At 68.6% G+C, this 17,741-nt stretch carries 20 protein-coding genes; 16 read left to right on the plus strand and 4 right to left on the minus strand.

The features are described from left to right. Positions 1-81 precede the first annotated feature (81 nt). Genes rpsP through trmD form a run of 4 tightly spaced genes read left to right on the plus strand, consistent with a single transcriptional unit; the run spans position 82 to position 2,050 of the window. On the plus strand, positions 82-543 hold the full coding sequence (gene rpsP / locus I1A62_RS42960) for a 30S ribosomal protein S16 (RefSeq protein ID WP_219458101.1): 462 nt from the start codon (positions 82-84) through the stop codon (positions 541-543). Further along, entirely contained in the window at positions 540-782 is a 243-nt protein-coding gene (locus tag I1A62_RS42965; protein WP_005240479.1) for an RNA-binding protein, read from the plus strand. Before rpsP ends, I1A62_RS42965 begins: the two co-directional genes overlap by 4 nt. A 13-nt stretch (positions 783-795) precedes the next feature. Beyond that, positions 796-1,347, plus strand: a complete 552-nt coding sequence (gene rimM, locus I1A62_RS42970; RefSeq protein WP_219458102.1) for a ribosome maturation factor RimM — start codon at positions 796-798, stop codon at positions 1,345-1,347. Positions 1,348-1,357: 10 nt separating this feature from the next. After that, positions 1,358-2,050 (plus strand): tRNA (guanosine(37)-N1)-methyltransferase TrmD, encoded by a 693-nt coding sequence (trmD, locus tag I1A62_RS42975; RefSeq protein ID WP_124392779.1) that lies wholly within the window; start codon positions 1,358-1,360, stop codon positions 2,048-2,050. Positions 2,051-2,071: 21 nt separating this feature from the next. Here trmD and I1A62_RS42980 read toward each other — a convergent pair whose 3' ends face one another. Further along, complete coding sequence (locus I1A62_RS42980; protein ID WP_225858147.1) at positions 2,072-3,118, minus strand: class A beta-lactamase-related serine hydrolase; 1,047 nt, start codon at positions 3,116-3,118, stop codon at positions 2,072-2,074. A gap of 75 nt (positions 3,119-3,193) precedes the next feature. Here I1A62_RS42980 and I1A62_RS42985 point away from each other — a divergent pair, with 75 nt between their 5' ends. The 11 genes from I1A62_RS42985 to dprA all read left to right on the plus strand — a co-directional run bounded on the left by I1A62_RS42985 (position 3,194) and on the right by dprA (position 14,205). Further along, positions 3,194-5,533 carry a Tex family protein gene (locus tag I1A62_RS42985; protein ID WP_219458103.1) on the plus strand — a complete coding sequence of 780 codons (2,340 nt, stop codon included), beginning with the start codon at positions 3,194-3,196 and terminating at the stop codon, positions 5,531-5,533. A 73-nt stretch (positions 5,534-5,606) separates the two neighbouring features. Next, positions 5,607-6,512, plus strand: coding sequence for a hypothetical protein (locus tag I1A62_RS42990; RefSeq protein ID WP_072937973.1), 906 nt, complete (start codon positions 5,607-5,609; stop codon positions 6,510-6,512). Between the two features lie 94 nt (positions 6,513-6,606). After that, the gene (gene rplS, locus I1A62_RS42995) at positions 6,607-6,948 is read left to right on the plus strand and encodes a 50S ribosomal protein L19 (protein WP_005240490.1); all 342 of its coding nucleotides are present in this window, start codon (positions 6,607-6,609) and stop codon (positions 6,946-6,948) included. A gap of 81 nt (positions 6,949-7,029) precedes the next feature. Next, complete coding sequence (lepB, locus tag I1A62_RS43000; protein WP_124393016.1) at positions 7,030-7,812, plus strand: signal peptidase I; 783 nt, start codon at positions 7,030-7,032, stop codon at positions 7,810-7,812. Then, on the plus strand, positions 7,809-8,489 hold the full coding sequence (locus I1A62_RS43005; RefSeq protein WP_124392781.1) for a ribonuclease HII: 681 nt from the start codon (positions 7,809-7,811) through the stop codon (positions 8,487-8,489). Before lepB ends, I1A62_RS43005 begins: the two co-directional genes overlap by 4 nt. Positions 8,490-8,526: 37 nt before the next feature. Further along, on the plus strand, positions 8,527-8,844 hold the full coding sequence (locus I1A62_RS43010) for a DUF2469 domain-containing protein (RefSeq protein WP_005240496.1): 318 nt from the start codon (positions 8,527-8,529) through the stop codon (positions 8,842-8,844). 34 nt (positions 8,845-8,878) lie between these two features. Next, positions 8,879-9,922, plus strand: a complete 1,044-nt coding sequence (locus I1A62_RS43015) for a patatin-like phospholipase family protein (RefSeq protein WP_124392782.1) — start codon at positions 8,879-8,881, stop codon at positions 9,920-9,922. A 185-nt stretch (positions 9,923-10,107) separates the two neighbouring features. Beyond that, a complete protein-coding gene (locus I1A62_RS43020) occupies positions 10,108-10,980 on the plus strand; it encodes an LLM class F420-dependent oxidoreductase (RefSeq protein ID WP_219458104.1) in 873 nt (290 codons plus the stop codon). Between the two features lie 209 nt (positions 10,981-11,189). Continuing rightward, positions 11,190-11,546 (plus strand): YraN family protein, encoded by a 357-nt coding sequence (locus I1A62_RS43025; protein ID WP_087556533.1) that lies wholly within the window; start codon positions 11,190-11,192, stop codon positions 11,544-11,546. Beyond that, positions 11,546-13,054 (plus strand): YifB family Mg chelatase-like AAA ATPase, encoded by a 1,509-nt coding sequence (locus I1A62_RS43030; protein ID WP_124392784.1) that lies wholly within the window; start codon positions 11,546-11,548, stop codon positions 13,052-13,054. The genes I1A62_RS43025 and I1A62_RS43030 overlap by 1 nt, the downstream gene beginning before the upstream one ends. Then, positions 13,051-14,205 carry a DNA-processing protein DprA gene (dprA, locus tag I1A62_RS43035; protein WP_124392785.1) on the plus strand — a complete coding sequence of 385 codons (1,155 nt, stop codon included), beginning with the start codon at positions 13,051-13,053 and terminating at the stop codon, positions 14,203-14,205. Before I1A62_RS43030 ends, dprA begins: the two co-directional genes overlap by 4 nt. Positions 14,206-14,245: 40 nt before the next feature. On the opposite strand, the gene I1A62_RS43040 is transcribed toward dprA, so the two are convergent. Together I1A62_RS43040 and I1A62_RS43045 are read right to left on the minus strand one after the other, a co-directional pair. Then, positions 14,246-14,854 carry an SRPBCC family protein gene (locus I1A62_RS43040; protein WP_219458105.1) on the minus strand — a complete coding sequence of 203 codons (609 nt, stop codon included), beginning with the start codon at positions 14,852-14,854 and terminating at the stop codon, positions 14,246-14,248. Beyond that, positions 14,851-15,228 carry a helix-turn-helix transcriptional regulator gene (locus I1A62_RS43045; protein ID WP_219458106.1) on the minus strand — a complete coding sequence of 126 codons (378 nt, stop codon included), beginning with the start codon at positions 15,226-15,228 and terminating at the stop codon, positions 14,851-14,853. The genes I1A62_RS43040 and I1A62_RS43045 overlap by 4 nt, the downstream gene beginning before the upstream one ends. A gap of 356 nt (positions 15,229-15,584) precedes the next feature. On the opposite strand from I1A62_RS43045, the gene I1A62_RS43050 reads away from it, so the two are divergent. Further along, positions 15,585-16,364: a siderophore-interacting protein gene (locus tag I1A62_RS43050; protein ID WP_219458107.1), complete on the plus strand. Its 780-nt coding sequence runs from the start codon at positions 15,585-15,587 to the stop codon at positions 16,362-16,364. 53 nt (positions 16,365-16,417) lie between these two features. Here I1A62_RS43050 and I1A62_RS43055 read toward each other — a convergent pair whose 3' ends face one another. After that, a complete protein-coding gene (locus I1A62_RS43055; protein WP_124393017.1) occupies positions 16,418-17,587 on the minus strand; it encodes a multidrug effflux MFS transporter in 1,170 nt (389 codons plus the stop codon). Positions 17,588-17,741: the final 154 nt, after the last annotated feature.

The following is a 17,741-nucleotide window of genomic DNA, read 5'->3' on the forward strand; positions in this document are numbered from 1 at the left end:
GGGCGCGCTATTCCTGCGCGTCGCCGAATTGCACGTGACACGTGGGCACATTCGTGTGCGCACTGAAGGAGAAGTACAGCAGTGGCTGTCAAGATCAAGCTCACCCGGCTCGGAAAGATCCGGAACCCGCAGTACCGCATCGTCGTCGCCGATTCCCGCACCCGCCGCAACGGCCGTGCGATCGAGACCATCGGCAAGTACCACCCCAAGGAAGAGCCCTCGCTGATCGAGGTCGATTCCGAGCGCGCTCAGTACTGGCTCGGCGTCGGCGCCCAGCCCACCGAGCCCGTCGAGGCCATCCTCAAGATCACCGGTGACTGGCAGAAGTTCAAGGGCCTGCCGGGCGCCGAGGGCACCCTCCGGGTCAAGGAAGCCAAGCCGTCCAAGCTGGAGCTGTTCCAGGCTGCGCTCGCGCAGGCCGAGAACGAGCCCGTCGGCGAGGCCATCACGCCCAAGAAGAAGAAGGCGAAGGCCGAGGACACCGAGGCTGCTGCCGACGCTCCCGCCGAGGCTGCTGCAGAGTCCGAGGCTGCTGACAAGTGAGTGCCGTCGTCGCCGATGCCGTGGAGCACCTCGTTCGTGGCATCGTCGCCAACCCCGACGACGTTCGTGTCGAGCTGATCACCGGGCGTCGGGGGCGCACTGTCGAGGTGCACGTCAACCCTGACGATCTCGGCAAGGTCATCGGCCGCGGTGGTCGCACCGCGACCGCTCTGCGCACGCTGGTCTCCGGTATCGGTGGCCGCGGGATCCGCGTCGACGTCGTCGACACCGATCAGTAGAGGCCTTACAACAGTGGAGCTCGTGGTCGGCCGTGTCGCCAAGTCGCACGGCATCAAGGGTGAGATCGTGGTCGAGGTTCGCACCGACGAACCCGGGGATCGATTCGCCGTCGGTGCCGTGCTGCGGGGACACAAGCCGCGCGAGCAGACTGTGAGCACGTACACGGTGGAAGCCGCCCGGGAGCATTCCGGGCGGCTTCTGCTGCGCCTCGAGGGCATCCCGGATCGCACTGCCGCGGATGCGCTGCGGGGCACGCTGTTCGTCATCGACAGCGCCGAACTGGTGCCCTCCGACGACCCCGACGAGTTCTACGATCACGAACTCGAGGGACTGTCGGTGCGCCTCGCGGACGGCACCGAGGTGGGTACCGTCATCGAGGTATTGCATTCCGCGGCAGGCGAATTGCTCTCGGTCCGTCGGGCCGGTGAACAGTCCGGCGAACTCCTGGTCCCGTTCGTGGCCGCGATCGTCACGTCGGTGTCCGTGGCCGACGGCATCGTCGAGATCGATCCGCCGGAAGGGCTGCTCGACCCCGACTTCGGTGAATCCGCCGACGGGAAGTGAGTCGGTAGCCGTGCGCCTCGACGTGGTCACCATCTTTCCCGAATACCTCGAACCGCTTCGCGCCGCGTTGCTCGGCAAGGCCATCGACAAGGGCCTCATCTCCGTCGAGGTGCACGATCTGCGGGATTGGACGCACGACGTCCACAAGGCGGTCGACGATTCGCCGTACGGCGGCGGGCCGGGGATGGTCATGAAGCCCACCGTGTGGGGGCCCGCGCTGGACGACGTCCTCGCCGCCGGTGACGGCGACACCGACACGTTGCTCGTCGTCCCCACACCCGCCGGCGTTCCCTTCACACAGGCCACCGCCGAGCGCTGGGCGGGGGAGAAGCACATCGTCTTCGCCTGCGGGCGTTATGAAGGCATCGATCAGCGGGTGTTCGACGACGCAGCCCGCCGGGTGCGTGTCGAAGAAGTGAGCATCGGTGACTACGTCCTCATCGGCGGGGAGGCGGCCGTGCTGGTGATGACGGAGGCGTTCGTGCGCCTGATTCCCGGAGTCCTTGGCAATCAGCAATCGCACCAAGAGGATTCGTTCTCCGACGGCCTCCTGGAAGGTCCCAGCTACACCCGGCCCGCCACGTGGCGCGGACTCGACGTCCCGCCCGTCCTCCTGTCGGGCGATCATGCGAAGGTGGCGGCGTGGCGACGCGAGCAGTCGCTGCACCGCACCGCCGAACGTCGTCCGGACCTGTTGCCCTGAAACGATTTCCGGACCCGGGCGCTAACCCTGGGGCTGCGCCCAGTCGTCGACGACCCCGGTGGGGAACAGGGACTTCACGATCCCGGTCATCGTGTCCCGTGCGTGCTGCGCACTCGAATCCTCGGTGACATCCGTGATTGCGGTGTCCGGATACGACTCCTCGTCGTCCTCGTACCGGATGTCCTCCCGCGACGCGACCACCACGATGTAGCGGTTGCCCTCCCCGATCACCCCGGTCGACGCGTGGATCCACCGATCACCCACACAGCACATCCAGCCCTGCTTCACCCCGACGACGGTCTCGCCCGGCAACCCGTCGGGGATGCCGAACCGCTGGTCGTAGCCGTCGATGCCCTCGGGTGTCGACGCGCGCAGGTAGGCGACGAACTCGGCGATGCGCCCGGGGCCCAGCCCGTCGCGGTCGTCGAGAAGCCCGGTGTAGAACGTCACGAGGTCGGCGGCGGTCGTCTCGGTGTTCCACCACAACCCGTCCCACGGCGGTGTGGTGGCGGCGAGCCCGTATCGCCCCGCGACGTCGACGACCAGGTCCGAACCACCGAGATCGTCCCAGAGCGTGTTGGCCGCATCGTCGTCGGAGGACTCGAGCATCCGCTTCAGCAGGAGACGGTCGAAGTCGGACAGCGGCCGCTCACCGTGCGCGTCGAGGTGATACATCTGGGCGGCAATGAAGAGCTTGGCCAGCGACGCCGTTTCGACCGGTTCGGTTGCAGCGTCCTCCAGATAGCTGCCGGTGGCCCGGTCCAGGACGGCGATCGACACGTCGGCGCCGCGCTCGGCCGCCGCGGTCGCCACCGCCGCCGAGATGCGCTCCGCGAGAGGCGCGGAGACGGGAACCCGCGCGGAGGGGAACGGCTCCGGGCTCACGGTCAGGCCGTCACCGGCAGGTTCCCCTGCGGGTACCTCGGCAGGGAGAAGGTCGGGGGTCGCGACCGTCGGTGAAGTCGCGGGGATGTCGACCACGGAGTTCGTCTCGGTCGGGATCGTGCAGGCTTGCGTCGCACCCAGCAGGAAGACCATGACCGTCAGGCAGCGGATCAGCCTGGACATGAAATTCTCCCGAGATTTCCGTGACGGCCTCACCGCCGACGTTATTGTCTCAGAGTAGCGGTAGGGTCCATTTCCGTGACTCTCAAGACCGTGAACCAGCGCATTGCCGAGGAGCTCGACGTCCGGGAGGGACAGGTCGCGGCCGCCGTGGATCTCCTCGACGGCGGAGCCACCGTGCCCTTCATCGCCCGGTACCGCAAGGAAGTCACCGGAACGCTCGACGACGCTCAGCTCCGCCAGCTCGAGGAACGCCTGCGGTACCTGCGGGAACTGGACGAGCGCCGGGACGCCGTGCTCGAGTCGATCGACTCGCAGGGCAAGCTCGACGATCAGCTGCGCGGGCAGATCATGACCGCCGAGACGAAGGCGCGTCTCGAGGACATCTACCTGCCGTTCAAGCCGAAGCGGCGCACCAAGGCGCAGATCGCGCGCGAAGCCGGTCACGAGCCCGTCGCCGACGCGCTGATCACCGATCCCTCGACCGACCCGGCGTCGTACACCGCCGAACAGCTCGAAGGTGCGCGCGCGATCCTCGTCGAACGCTTCGCCGAGGACGCCGACCTGGTCGGTGAGCTCCGTGAGCTGATGTGGACCCGCGGTCAACTGGTGTCCGCGGTCCGCAAGGGCAAGGAAACCGAGGGCGCGAAGTTCGCCGACTACTTCGAGTTCTCCGAACCGTTCGGCAAGCTCCCCTCGCACCGGATCCTGGCGGTGCTCCGCGGCGAGAAGGAAGAGGTGCTCTCGCTCACCCTGGCGCCCGACACGGAAGAGGCCGTCCCGGGCGAGCCCACGGTCTACGAGGGCCGGATCGCCGGACGCTTCGGCATCGCCGACCGCGGCAGGCCGGCCGACCGGTGGCTCCTCGACACCGTGCGGTGGGCGTGGCGCACCAAGATGATCGTCACCCTGGGCATCGACACCCGGATGCGGCTGCGTCAGTCGGCGGAGAAGGACGCCGTCGACGTGTTCGCCACCAACCTGAAAGACCTGCTTCTGGCGGCGCCGGCAGGCACCCGCGCCACGATGGGCCTGGACCCCGGTTTCCGGACCGGCACCAAGGTCGCGGTCGTGGACGCCACCGGCAAGGTGGTGGCCCACGAGACGATCTACCCGCACCAGCCGCAGAACAAATGGGACGCCTCCCTCGCCACTCTCGCCGGCCTCGTCGCCAAGCACGGCGTGGAGCTGATCGCCATCGGGAACGGCACCGCCTCCCGTGAGACGGACGCGCTCGCGAGCGAGCTGATCGCCAAGTCCGGCGCCACCAACCTCACGAAGATCGTCGTCTCCGAGGCCGGCGCGTCCGTGTATTCGGCCTCCGCGTACGCGTCGGCGGAGCTGCCCGACCTCGACGTGTCGATCCGCGGCGCCGTCTCCATCGCCCGGCGCCTGCAGGATCCCCTCGCCGAACTGGTGAAGATCGACCCGAAGTCGATCGGCGTCGGCCAGTACCAGCACGACGTGTCGGAGACCCTGCTCGCGCGTTCACTCGGCGCCGTCGTCGAGGACGCGGTGAACGCCGTGGGCGTCGACGTCAACACCGCGTCCGTGCCGCTGCTGTCCCGAGTGTCCGGTATCGCCGGGTCCCTCGCCGAGAGCATCGTCGCGCACCGTGACCAGAACGGCCCGTTCCGCAGCCGCGAGGGGCTCAAGGACGTCGCGAGGCTCGGCCCGAAGGCGTTCGAACAGTGCGCCGGCTTCCTCCGGATCCCCAACGGCGACGACCCCCTCGACGCGTCCAGCGTCCATCCCGAGGCCTACCCGGTGGTGCGCAAGATCGTCCAGACCAGCGGCACCGGCGTACGCGAGATCATCGGCAACACATCCGCGCTGCGCAGCCTGAACCCGGCCGACTTCGTCGACGACCGGTTCGGACTCCCCACCGTCACCGACATCATCGGTGAGCTCGAGAAGCCCGGACGCGACCCCCGCCCGGAATTCAAGACGGCCACGTTTGCGGCGGGCATCGAGAAGGTGTCGCACCTGAAGCCAGGGATGACCCTCGAGGGCGTCGTCACCAACGTGGCGGCGTTCGGTGCGTTCGTCGACATCGGTGTCCACCAGGACGGCCTCGTCCACGTGTCGGCGATGTCCCACAACTTCGTGAAGGACCCACGCGACGTCGTGAAGTCGGGCGACGTGGTGACGGTCAAGGTCCTCGAGGTCGACGAGGCGCGTCAGCGTATCGGGTTGACGCTGCGACTCGACGACGAGGTCGGGGCAGGCGGTCGCAAGAACGACGGGCCCCGCGGCGGCGGGCAGCGGCAGGATCGGCGGGGCGGCGGGCAGCCGCAGGACCGGCGCGGCGGGGGCAAGCCGCAGCAGCAGGGTGGACGCGACCGGGGCCGGGACAACCGCCCGGCACCCGGCGGGTCGATGGCCGACGCGCTGCGGAAGGCGGGGTTCGGCAAGTAGGAGGTCACCATCCCGACACGAGCCGCCACTTTCCCGTGGAGTGACCAGTTCTTTACTGGGATAGTGGATGCCGATGTACGAATGGCTGGATAGGGAAATCGTCGGGCACGGGCGCCTGCCTCTGCTCTTTTTCCTGCTCGGGTTTCTCGCGGCATTCCTGTTCATCCGGCTGAGCGTGCGGATGATCCGCGCCGAGGTCTCGTGGTGGCCGGGCAACGTGAAACCCGGCGGGCACCACGTCCACCACGTGGTGTTCGGCGTCGTGACGATGCTCATGTCCGGTGTTGCCCTCATCGCCGTGTACGAGGACGGCACCCAGACCACCGGCGCCGTCCTCGCCACGTTCTTCGGGATCGGCGCCGCTCTGGTGCTGGACGAGTTCGCGCTGATCTTCTACCTGCAAGACGTGTATTGGGCGGACGAGGGCCGGACGTCCGTCGATGCCGTGTTCGTCGCGATCGCCGTCACCGGTCTGCTGCTCCTCGGGCTGCGTCCACTCGAACTGATCAATGTCACCGACTTCCGGGATTCGCCTGATCCCTGGGTGCGGGTGGCGATCGCGCTGTCGTCGGTGATCAATCTGCTCATCGCGGCGGTGGTGCTGCTCAAGGGGAAGATCTGGACGGGACTGCTCGGATTGTTCGTGTTCCCGATCCTGCTGATCGGGGCGCTCCGGCTCAGCAGGCCGAGCGCGCCGTGGGCACGGTGGCGCTACACCTCGAAGCCGAAGCGGATGCTGCGGGCACTCGAACGGGAGCGCAAGTGGCGGCGGCCGGTCATCCGGGCCAAGATCTTCGTGCAGGACTTCATCGCCGGGACGCCCAGCGCGGTGCACGTGAAGGAAGCCGCGGAACATGCCAAGGTGGCGGCCGAGGTGGAACTCGACCACGTGGTGCATGCGGCGCCACCACCGATTTCGCTTCACCCGGTGGCGTCTGGCACAATGGACGGGTTGCCTGGACCAGGCAGCAGTACTTGATCTGGGCACGAACCAGACGAGCACCGGTGTTCTCCGAACGTCCGGGTGCCGCTCGGTTCCTCTGCTCCTGCGAAAACGCAAGGATGGAACACCGATGAACACTCTCGATTTCCTGGACAAGAAGTCCCTCCGCGACGACATTCCCGAGTTCCGTCCCGGCGACACCCTCAACGTGCACGTCAAGGTCATCGAAGGCTCCAAGGAGCGCGTGCAGGTCTTCAAGGGCGTCGTGATCCGCCGTCAGGGCGGCGGCGTCCGCGAGACCTTCACGGTCCGCAAGGTCTCCTTCGGCGTCGGCGTCGAGCGCACCTTCCCGGTTCACAGCCCCAACCTGGCGCAGATCGAGGTCGTCACCCGCGGTGACGTCCGTCGCGCCAAGCTGTACTACCTCCGCGATCTGCGTGGCAAGGCCGCCAAGATCAAGGAAAAGCGCTGACCTTTCCGATGAGCCCGGCACTGCGTACGCGCGGTGCCGGGCTAATCTGATTTCGTGACAGATTCTTCGAAGGAGCGGGCATTGTCGTCGGAATCCGAGACCACCGGCGATTCGGCCGCCACCTCCGCGGTGAACGGCGGTGCGGCGGAGCCCGAGAAGAAGCCCCGCTCCTTCCTCCGCGAGTTACCGATCCTGATTCTGGTCGCGCTCGTCCTGAGTTTCTTGCTGCAGACGTTCGTCGCGCGGGTCTATCTCATTCCGTCGGAATCGATGGAACCGACGCTGCACGGGTGCGCGGGCTGCACCGGTGACCGCATCGTGGTCGAGAAGATCGGTTACCGCTTCGGTGATCCGAAACCGGGTGACGTCATCGTGTTCCGCGGCCCCGACTCGTGGTCACAGGATTTCGTCTCCACCCGTTCCTCCAACGTGGTGATCCGCGGTGCGCAGGAAGTCGGTTCCCTCGTCGGACTCGTCCCGCCGGACGAGAACGACCTCGTCAAGCGTGTGATCGCCACCGGCGGTCAGACCGTCGAATGCTGTGACGACCAGGGGCGCATCCTGGTGGACGGTAAACCACTCGACGAGCCCTACGTCGTCATGGACTTCCCGTTCGTCCCAGGCTCACAGACCTGCGACACGGCGCTGAAGTCGGCACGCTGCTTCGGTCCCGTCACCGTCCCCGAGGGTCATCTGTGGATGATGGGCGACAACCGCAGCAACTCCGCGGACTCGCGGTACCACGTGGGCGACGACATGCAAGGCACCATCCCGCTCGACAACGTGATCGGCAAGGCAGTCTTCATCGCGTTGCCGCCGTCGCGGATGGGCACGATCAGTTCACCCGATATCCAGGGCAAGTGACTTCCTGGCCTCCACGCATCGTCATTCGCAGGTCGTCCGGTCTGCGGACGATGGAGTCGGCCCTGGTCCGCAGCGGACTCGGGCCGGTGGCCGGTGTCGACGAGGCCGGCCGGGGCGCGTGTGCGGGCCCGCTCGTCGTGGCGGCCTGTGTGCTCGCACCGAAGCCGTATCCGGCGCTGGCGCGGCTCGACGATTCGAAGAAGCTCACCGAGCGCACGCGCGAAGAGCTGTTCCCGGCCATCACCCGCCTGGCAGTGGCGTGGAGCGTCGTGTCCTTTCCGGCGGAGGAAGTCGACCGCATGGGGGTCCACGTCGCCAACATCGAGGGCATGAGGCGTGCGGTCGCGGGGCTCTCGACGACCCCCGGCTACGTTCTCACCGACGGCTTCCGCGTCCCGGGGCTCCCGGCCCCGTCGCTGCCGGTGATCGGGGGCGACGCCGCGGCGGCGTGCATCGCGGCGGCGAGCGTCCTGGCCAAGGTGTCGCGGGACCGGGTGATGGTCGCGATGGACGACACACACCCCGGTTATGGTTTCGCGATCCACAAGGGGTACAACACGCCCGCCCACCTGGCGGCGCTCGACGAGCTGGGACCGTGCCCGGAGCACCGCCGATCGTGGTCGAATGTCGCGGCGCTGCTACACCGAGTGGATAACAGTTCCGGAAGTGCGAGATGATGACAATTCACACCAGAGCAGGAGGACTCCGAGACCGATGAGTGCCGAGGATCTCGAGAAGTACGAAACCGAGATGGAGCTGTCGCTCTACCGCGAGTATCGGGACATCGTCGGTCAGTTCTCCTATGTCGTGGAGACCGAGCGCCGGTTCTATCTGGCCAACTCGGTGGAGTTGCTGCCGCACAACGCGGACGGCGAGATCTACTTCGAGCTGCGGATGTCCGATGCCTGGGTGTGGGACATGTACCGCCCCGCCCGGTTCGTGAAGTACGTCCGCGTCATCACGTTCAAGGACGTGAACATCGAGGAACTCGACAAGCCGGACCTGCGGCTCCCGGACAACGGCCTGTCCTGACGATCCGAACTTCCCGGCCGCGTAAGATCATCCGATGACCGGACCGAGGCGCGTCGCGCTGGCTCTGGGCAGTGGCGGCGCCCGCGGGTACGCCCACATCGGCGCGATCCAGGTACTCGAGGAGCGCGGATTCGAGATCGTCGGTGTCGCAGGATCGTCGATGGGCGCCCTCGTCGGTGGCCTCCACGCCGCGGGGAAGCTCGACGACTTCACCCGGTGGGCGGTCGGTCTGACCCAGCTGGACGTCGTGCGGCTCCTCGACCTGTCGGTGTCCGCGCCCGGCGCCATCCACGCCGAGAAGATCCTGCACCGGGTCCGGGAGATCCTCGGCGAGATCCGCATCGAAGACCTACCCATTCCGTACACGGCCGTGGCCACCGATCTCGCTGCGGGCCGGTCGGTGTGGTTCCAGCGCGGCCCCGTCGACGCGGCGATCCGCGCATCGATCGCCATCCCCGGCGTCATCACGCCGTATGTGCTCAACGGCAGGGTCCTCGCCGACGGTGGGGTGCTGGATCCGCTGCCGATGGCGCCGCTCGTCTCGGTGAGCGCCGACCTGACCGTCGGAATCAGCCTGGGCGCCGAGGATCGGGACGGCCGTTCCCCGGCCCCGGAGAACGTCAGCGCGGACTCGCGGCCGGTGGACGAATGGATGGCCCGCTTCCGCCGCAGCGCCGCGCAGCTGCGTGACCTGGACATCGTGCGGTCGGTGGTCGGACGGTTCGGCGCCGCGCACACCGACCCGGATCCGTCGGAGGAGCCGGACGGCCAGGTGATCGCTGACCAGGCCGTGGTCGAGGGGACCGCGGTGGCCGTCCCGAAGTTCAGCCGGTTCGCGGTGATGAACCGCTCGCTCGACGTGATGCAGGCGACGTTGGCCCGGTACCAGCTCGCCGCGTACCCACCGGACGTGCACGTCCGGGTCCCGCGGAACGCGTGCCGCAGCCTCGACTTCCACCGCGCCGCCGAGATGATCGAACTGGGCCGGGTACTCACCGGGCGTGCGCTCGACGATGCCGGACTCACCGCGACGACGGCCGCCCCGTCTCCGGCGGATTCGGACGGCGAGCCCGGCTGACCGCGACAGGGTCGGTGCTGCGCAGCACCGACCCTTCCCTGTCACGGGTTGTCAGCTGGCGGCCCTGGAGAGCTGGACGCACCTCGAGGTGTTCAAGGAGCACTACGCCAGGAGCCTCGACGTGCGCGGATAGGTGCGTCCCGGAACCGGGCACTTCGGCCGGGCAACTGTGAGACGATCGGCCGATGCGCCTCGGGTTGCACGCCCTCGGGATCGGTACCGGCGCTCGCCGCGCCGTGATCGACGCGGTCGCGGTGGCCGCGGAGAACAGCGGATTCGCGACGCTGTGGGCCGGCGAACACGTCGTGATGGTGGACCGGCCGGAGTCGCGGTATCCGTACGCGGACGACGGAAAGATCGCCGTCCCCGCCGTCGCGGATTGGCTCGACCCGATGATCGGGCTGAGCTTCGCCGCCGCAGCCACCCACACGATCGGCGTCGCCACCGGGATAGTGCTGCTGCCCGAACACAATCCCGTGCTCATGGCCAAGCAGGCGGCGACGCTGGATGTGATGAGCGGTGGCCGGCTGATGCTCGGCGTCGGCATCGGCTGGTCCAGGGAAGAATTCGCTGCACTCGGCATTCCGTTCGGGCGCCGCGGCGAGCGCGCTGCCGAATACGTCGCCGCGATGCGCACGCTGTGGCGTGACGACGTCGCTACGTTCGACGGCGAGTTCGTCCACTTCGATTCGATTCGCGTGAACCCGAAACCCGTGCGCGATCGCCGGATTCCGGTCGTGCTCGGCGGCAACAGCGACGCCGCGCTCCGCCGGGTCGCGGCGTGGGGCGACGGCTGGTACGGGTTCAACCTGGACGGCGTCGACGTCGTCGCCGAACGGATCGAAGCGATCCGCGCACTGTGCCGGGACGCGGGGCGCGATCCCGCCGGCTTGCGCCTGGCCGTTGCCCTGCGCGAAGTGGACCCGTCCCACGTCGACGCCCTGGTCGGCGCGGGCGTCGACGAACTCGTCCTCGTCGAATCACCACCCGAGGATCCCGGTGAGGCCGTCGAGTGGGTGGCCGGTCTCGCACGCCGCTGGATGCCGGCCGTCGGCTGATCGTCCGATTACCGTCTTGACAGCCCTGGCCTGGGGTTTCCTCGCGCACGGCCGTCGCGGACTGCCGAGTTGTCCCCAACTCGTGATCCATCCACAACCCAATCTGTTCGCCCAGTTCGCGTGGGTCGTCCGGAATCCGGTTCGGCCATGGTGGTGCGAGAGGCGCGGTTCGCATCGGTGGGCCGCCGCGGGACGGGGTGGAGGCTGCTGTGGCGCACAATCTCGCGCTGGGTGCACATGGAGAGGATCTGGCCGCCCGGTATCTCACCGAGGCGGGTATGGAGATCGTCGACCGCAACTGGCGATCCCGCTACGGTGAGGTCGATCTCATTGCGGCGGAAGGGGACTGGCTCGTCTTCGTCGAGGTGAAGACGCGGCGCGGCCTGGGATACGGCACTCCCGCCGAGGCCGTGACGTTCTCCAAACAGCGACGCATCCGCCTGCTGGCGGTCGAATGGCTGCGGGAGTCGAGCCGACACTGGTCGCGGGTGCGGTTCGACGTCGTCGCGATCATGATCGGGCACGGTCCGCAACCACAGATCGAGCATGTCCGGGATGCGTTCTGATGGCGCTGGGGCGCGCGCATTCGGTGGCGGTGACCGGGGTCGACGGTCAGCTCGTCGAGATCGAGGCCGACATCGGCCGGGGGCTGCCCGCAGTACACCTGGTCGGGCTGCCCGACACCGCGCTGTCGGAGGCGCGCGACCGGATCAGGGCCGCGGTCGCGAATTCGGGCGAGGAGTGGCCGGATTCGAAGGTGATCCTCGCGTTGTCGCCTGCAACCCTGCCGAAGGTCGGATCGGTCTACGACCTCGCGCTCGTCGCTGCCGTGCTCGATGCGGCCAAACAGGTGAAGCGGCAGCGGCTGCGCGAGACCGTTCTGCTCGGCGAACTGGCGCTCGACGGCCGGCTCCGGTCAGTGCGCGGGATCCTGCCCGCGGTGCTCGCGGCGAAGAACGCGGGATGGGCAACCGTGGTGGTCCCGGTGCAGTCGTTGCCCGAGGCAGGGCTGGTCGGCGGTGTCGAGGTGCTCGGCGCACAGGATCTGAGGGCGGCGATCGCGTGGCTGCGGGAGGAGCGCGATCTCGAGTACCCCGAGCCGGCGCAGTGGGTCGAGCAGCCGGTGCGCGCCGATCTGAGCGAGGTGGTCGGTCAGACGGAGGCCCGCTGGGCCATCGAGGTGGCGGCGGCGGGAGCACACCACCTCATGCTCACCGGCCCACCCGGCGTCGGGAAGACGATGCTGGCGCAACGTCTTCCGGGAGTTCTGCCGCCGCTCACCGAGAGCGAATCGCTCGAGGTGACGGCAATCCACTCGGTGGCGGGACTCCTGCCGCCCGAGCGCCCCCTCATCGACGTGCCGCCGTTCATCGCACCCCACCACACGGCGTCGGTGAGTGCACTCGTCGGCGGCGGCAGCGGTGTCGCGAAACCCGGTGCGGTCAGTCGCGCCCACCGCGGGGTGCTGTTCCTCGACGAGTGCGCCGAGATCGGAACCAAGGTACTCGAGGCCCTGCGGACCCCACTCGAGGACGGGGAGGTGCGGATCGCGAGACGGGACGGGGTCGCCCGCTACCCGGCGCGTTTCCAGCTGATCCTCGCGGCCAATCCGTGCCCGTGCGCGCCGCCGCGGGAGGCGGACTGCGTGTGCGCGCCGACCGCCCGGCGACGCTATCTCGGCAAGTTGTCGGGACCGCTGATGGACCGCGTGGACCTGCGTGTGCGGATGCAGGCCGTCGCGACCGGGGCGTTCATCGACGAGGTCGGCGAGAGCACCGAGGACGTCCGGCGGCGGGTGGCCGAGGCGCGCGCCGCCGCAGGCGAGCGGTGGAGCGACTACGGGTGGCGCACCAACGCGGAGGTGCCGGGCCCGGCCCTGCGGCAGAAGTTCCGGCTGGCGCGCCCGGCGCTGGCGCCGGTCGAGCGGGCGCTGCGCAAGGGGCTGATCACGGCCCGAGGGGCCGATCGTGCGCTACGGGTGGCATGGACGGTGAGCGATCTGGCGGGCCTCGCCATGCCGGGCCCGGAGCAGGTGGTCACCGCACTGGGATTTCGTGATCGGAGCTTTCAATGACGGTGGAAAGTCGAAGTGACGCAAACGGTCCGAGTGGAGTTCACGATCCGCGCCGGTTGGCGTGGGCGTATCTGTCGAAGGTGGTGCAGGGGCCGTGCCCGGCGCTGTCCCGCCTCGTGGAGGAGGTGGGGCCGCAGGAGGCCGCGCGGGCCGTGCGGGAGCGGGACCTGTCGGAAGTGCTGGGGGAGCGCACGGTGGCCCGTGCCCACGTGGACACGGCCGCGGAAGATCTCGAACTGGTGGCGGGGATGGGTGGCCGGCTCGTGACGCCGGACGACGACGAATGGCCACAGTGGCGGCTCCTCGGTTTCGGGAATCTGTCGCGGTCGCGGGACGAGGGCCCGCCGCTGGCGCTGTGGGTACTCGGGTCGCGCCCGGTGGCCGAACTCACCGATCGGGCGATCTCGATCGTGGGGACACGGGCGGCGAGTGGGTACGGCGAGCACGTGACGGCGGAGATTGCCGGTGATCTCGCGGTCGACGGGTGGACGATCGTGTCGGGCGCGGCGTTCGGGGTCGACGGCGCCGCGCATCGTGCGGCGCTGGGCGTCGGGGGCCTGACGGTGGCGGTGCTGGCGTGTGGTGTGGATCGCGCGTACCCAGCGGGGCATGCGCGCCTGTTGCGGCAGATCGCACAGAACGGTGCGGTGGTCAGCGAGTACGCGCCGGGCACGACTCCGGCGAAACATCGGTTCCTGGCGCGGAACCGGTTGGTGGCGAGCCTGTCCGACGGGGTGGTCGTGGTGGAGGCGGGCTGGCGCAGCGGCGCCAGGAACACCGTGAGCTGGGCGCGCAAACTGGGCCGTCCGGTGATGGCGGTGCCCGGTCCGGTGACGTCGGCGTCGTCGACCGGATGCAATCGGATGATTCGGGAGGGGGAGGCGCGGTTGGTCGCGAACGCCGGCGACGTGGTCGAGGAGGCCGGGCCGATCGGACTGCGGGACGGCCCCGAGGTGGTCCGCGATCTCGATGCGCTGTCGGGTGACGCGCTGCTCGTGTACGAGGCGTTGCCGGCCGCCGGACCGCGTGGGGTCCGGGAACTGTCCGAACTGTCCGGGGTCGCGGTCGAGCACGTCCGCGCCGTACTCCCACTGCTGGAGATGGAGGGTTTTGTCGGCTGCGACGACACGGGATGGTCCCGGCAGCGGTGAGACGGAGCGGGCCCCGGGGGCAGGCGACCTGAATGCCTTCTCAGGCGTCGCCGGTGCTCCGCGCGTGCTGCGCCTCGACCTTGGCCCATTCCGTGCCGCGGTAGTTGGCGAGGCGCAGTTCCTCGGCTTCGTCGAAGGTGTACCACTCGGTGCTGGGGCGGTCCGGCAGGGCGCCGCGCAGGTACTCGCCGAGATAGTGCAGGGGACCTTCCCAGCCCGTTCCGACGCCGTAGCAGCCCGTGTCCGGGTCGTTGCGGAAGACGTCGGCGACGGAGGCGTGTTCCAACTCCAGCCACGTCGCGTCCGGACCGTCGGCGGTCAGCCGGACCTCGACCTGGTCGCTGTAACCACGGTCGCCGGGCGGAGTCCACTGCAGCCGCAGCAGATGCGGGGCGTCGCAGGCCAGGATTTCCCCACTGGCCTGGCCCTGCAGGGCGAAGGATCCGCCCGCGCGCAGGTCGCCGCTGAGCGGGAGGAAGAAGCGGTCGACGCGGTCCGGGGTCGTGATGGCATTCCAGACGTCGTCGATCGGCGCGTCGTAGCGTCGTCGGAGTACCGCCGTTCGCGCTGCACCCTCGGCGATCTCGCGATTACCCATGCTCCGCTGCACTGTCGTCAGGCTGGTGTCCTGACCGGCGATCTCGTTCACTGTCGGTCTCCTTCTGTCGATGATTCGGGGTGTGCGGACCGGCTCGGCCGGCGGTCCTGACCACTCCCGCGGGCGAGTTCGGTGGCCAGGGCGTCGAGCGGCTGGCTCCAGAACCGGCGGAACCCGTCGAGCCATCGATCCACTTCCTGCAGCGGCGCCGACTCGACCGCGTAGAGGCGCCTGGTGCCTTCGCGACGGACGGTGGCGAACCCGTTCTCCCTCAGCACGCGAAGGTGCCCGGACACCGTCGGCTGTGAGATCCCGAACTCTGCGGCTGCGACTTCGGTCACCTGACCGGCCGAGAGTTCGCCCTCCGACAGGAGTTCCATGATCCGCCGGCGGACGGGGTCGCCGAGTACGTCGAACGCATGCACATACCCTTTGTATCGGCCTATGCCAATATAGGCAAGGGCCGAAGTATGTCGCGGGGTAAGACTGTTCGGCGCGCCCGGCCTGCCGAAAGGGTGAGTCGAACCGACCGATCGGCGACGAGGTGGAGTAGAAACGTCTCTGGAACGCACCTCACAACATGCGATGCCCACAGGTGGATCAGCGTCACGTAAGGAGTGAGATATGGGGTCAGCCGAGGATTTGTGGCGGAACTTCGTCGCGCAGGTATTGAGCCTGTTGTTCGCTTCCGGCTCGTAGGCGACTCCGGCCGCCGCCGGCAGTCTCTCCTGTACCGTAGTTAGGTAACACTAACCAACTTGAGTTCATTGGAGAGATGCCTGTGGCAAAGCCGACTGCAACGCTGACCGTGCTCCGGACCGAATGGCTGACCCCGCACATGGTGCGGGTAATCCTCGGCGACCCGGGATTCGACAGTTTCGTTCCCAACGCCTTCACCGACGCCTACGCGAAACTCGAATTCGGAAGCCCCGAAGCGCCCGTGCTGCGCACCTACACGATCCGGTCCGTGGACCCGGTGACGCGGGAGATCGCCATCGACTTCGTGGTCCACGGCGACGCCGGTGTCGCCGGACCGTGGGCGGCGTCCGCGGCGGCCGGTGACGTCCTGACGCTGCGCGGCCCCGGAGGGGCATTCGCACCGGACCCGGCGGCCGACTGGTACCTGCTCGCGGGCGACGAGACCGCGATCCCCGCCATCTCGGCGTCCGTCGAAAAGCTCGACGCGTCGGCGGTGGGGAGGGTGATCATCGAGGTCGCAGGCCTGGACGACGAGATCGCCTTCGACGCGCCCGCGGGCGTCGACGTCACCTGGATCCACCGCGGCGACACGGCGGACCGGATCGGGGAAGAGGCGTCGGGAGGCAATGCCCCCCTTGTCGCGGCGGTTTGTGGCGCCGAATGGCTGCCCGGAAACGCGCAGGTGTTCATTCACGGTGAGGCGCAGGCCGTGATGCAGAACCTCCGCTCCTACGTGCGCAACGAGCGGGGCGTCCCCGCTTCGGCCGCGTCGATCTCCGGATACTGGCGCCGCGGTCGCACCGAGGAAGGCTTCCGGGTGTGGAAGTCCGAGCTCACCGCGAGCGAGGGTGCCTCTCGCTGACACGCTGACACGCTGACACGCTGACACGCTGACCCGCTGGCACGGCGGAGGCGCTACGAGGTGTGCGTCCGCCGCGTCAGCACCAACAGCGACAGCATGGCCACGGCACCCGCCGACGGGATCGCGACGGCCATCGGCACGGCACTGTCGGGTCCGTCGATGCCGACGAGCGGCGAGACCACCGCGGCGAGCCCGAACTGGCCGGCCCCGAGGAGCGCGGACCCGGTGCCGGACGCCTTCGTCACCTCGCCCTGAGCCAGCGCCGTCGCGTTGCCCATCACGAAACCGATGCTCGACACGGAGACGAACAGCGGGATCAGGATCGCCCACCAGGGCGGCGTATCGATCGTTGTCGCGGCGAGCAGCAGCACCGCGCCCGCCGCCAGGAGCAGCGTGACCCCGAAACGCAGCAGCTGCCGGGCATGGAACGTGCCCACGAGTCGCGTGTTCACGATCGCGGCACTCACCATCCCGGCCGCGTTCACCGCGAACACCATCGAGAACTGCCCCGGACTGAGGCCGAGGACGTTCTGCACGACGAACGGCGACGCAGAGATGTACGAGAAGAGTGCGACGAACCCGAACATGAACGTGAACGCGTAACCCAGGTAGACGCGGTTGCCGACGACGTAGTGCAGGTTCCGGACGAGGGCAGTGAGCCCGCCGCCGTGCCGGTTCTCCGGGGGAAGCGTCTCCGGGACGAGGATCAGCACGCCCGCGAACATCGCCACCCCGGCGGCGGTGAGGACCCAGAAGATCCCTCGCCAGCCGACCGGCCCGAGCAGGGCCCCACCCAGCAGCGGTGCGACCACCGGTGCGACGCCGCCGATGATCATCATGATGCTGAAGAGCCGTGCGGCGCTGTCCCCGCGGGCCCGGTCGGCGATGCAGGCGCGCGCGAGCACGATCGCCGCGCCGCCGCTCAGTCCCTGGAAAAGTCGTGCGGCGATGAGGGTTTCGACGGTCGGGGCGAGAGCGCAGGCCATCGCGGCGAGGGTCGTCACGACGGTGGCGCCGATCAGCAGGCGACGGCGTCCGAGACCGTCCGACAACGGTCCGACCACGAGCTGGCCGATCCCGAGCCCCGCCATGAAGGTGGTCAGTGTCAGCTGCACGCTCGGCGCCGACGTGTTCAGGCTCTCCGTCATCAGGGGAAGACCGGGGAGATACATGTCGGTGGCCAGTGGGGCGATCGCGGACAGTAACGCCAGAACACACAACATCGGGATGGAGATCGTTCGCTGCACAAAAGAACTGTAGCGGCGCGGCTGCTCGATTTTTGCCCCGCCCGAGTCGACTGCTGCCTCTCTGAGCAGCGACCATCCGGCAGCCCGCACTCGCGACGGACGGTTCCGGGCAGGCTGCGTGCGGCGCACG

The sequence above is a fragment of the Rhodococcus sp. USK10 genome, from assembly GCF_019378875.1.
Lineage (GTDB): Bacteria > Actinomycetota > Actinomycetes > Mycobacteriales > Mycobacteriaceae > Rhodococcus_F > Rhodococcus_F pseudokoreensis.

What these genes read in the sequence shown, in the direction of transcription:
- rplS (WP_005240490.1), top strand. Translation starts at nt 6,607, where the DNA reads ATGAACACTCTCGATTTCCTGGACAAGAAGTCCCTCCGCGACGACATT.
- I1A62_RS42980 (WP_225858147.1), bottom strand. Translation starts at nt 3,118, where the DNA reads ATGTCCAGGCTGATCCGCTGCCTGACGGTCATGGTCTTCCTGCTGGGT.
- dprA (WP_124392785.1), top strand. Translation starts at nt 13,051, where the DNA reads ATGACGGTGGAAAGTCGAAGTGACGCAAACGGTCCGAGTGGAGTTCAC.
- I1A62_RS43055 (WP_124393017.1), bottom strand. Translation starts at nt 17,587, where the DNA reads ATGTTGTGTGTTCTGGCGTTACTGTCCGCGATCGCCCCACTGGCCACC.
- I1A62_RS43015 (WP_124392782.1), top strand. Translation starts at nt 8,879, where the DNA reads ATGACCGGACCGAGGCGCGTCGCGCTGGCTCTGGGCAGTGGCGGCGCC.
- I1A62_RS43020 (WP_219458104.1), top strand. Translation starts at nt 10,108, where the DNA reads ATGCGCCTCGGGTTGCACGCCCTCGGGATCGGTACCGGCGCTCGCCGC.
- I1A62_RS42990 (WP_072937973.1), top strand. Translation starts at nt 5,607, where the DNA reads ATGTACGAATGGCTGGATAGGGAAATCGTCGGGCACGGGCGCCTGCCT.
- I1A62_RS43010 (WP_005240496.1), top strand. Translation starts at nt 8,527, where the DNA reads ATGAGTGCCGAGGATCTCGAGAAGTACGAAACCGAGATGGAGCTGTCG.
- I1A62_RS43030 (WP_124392784.1), top strand. Translation starts at nt 11,546, where the DNA reads ATGGCGCTGGGGCGCGCGCATTCGGTGGCGGTGACCGGGGTCGACGGT.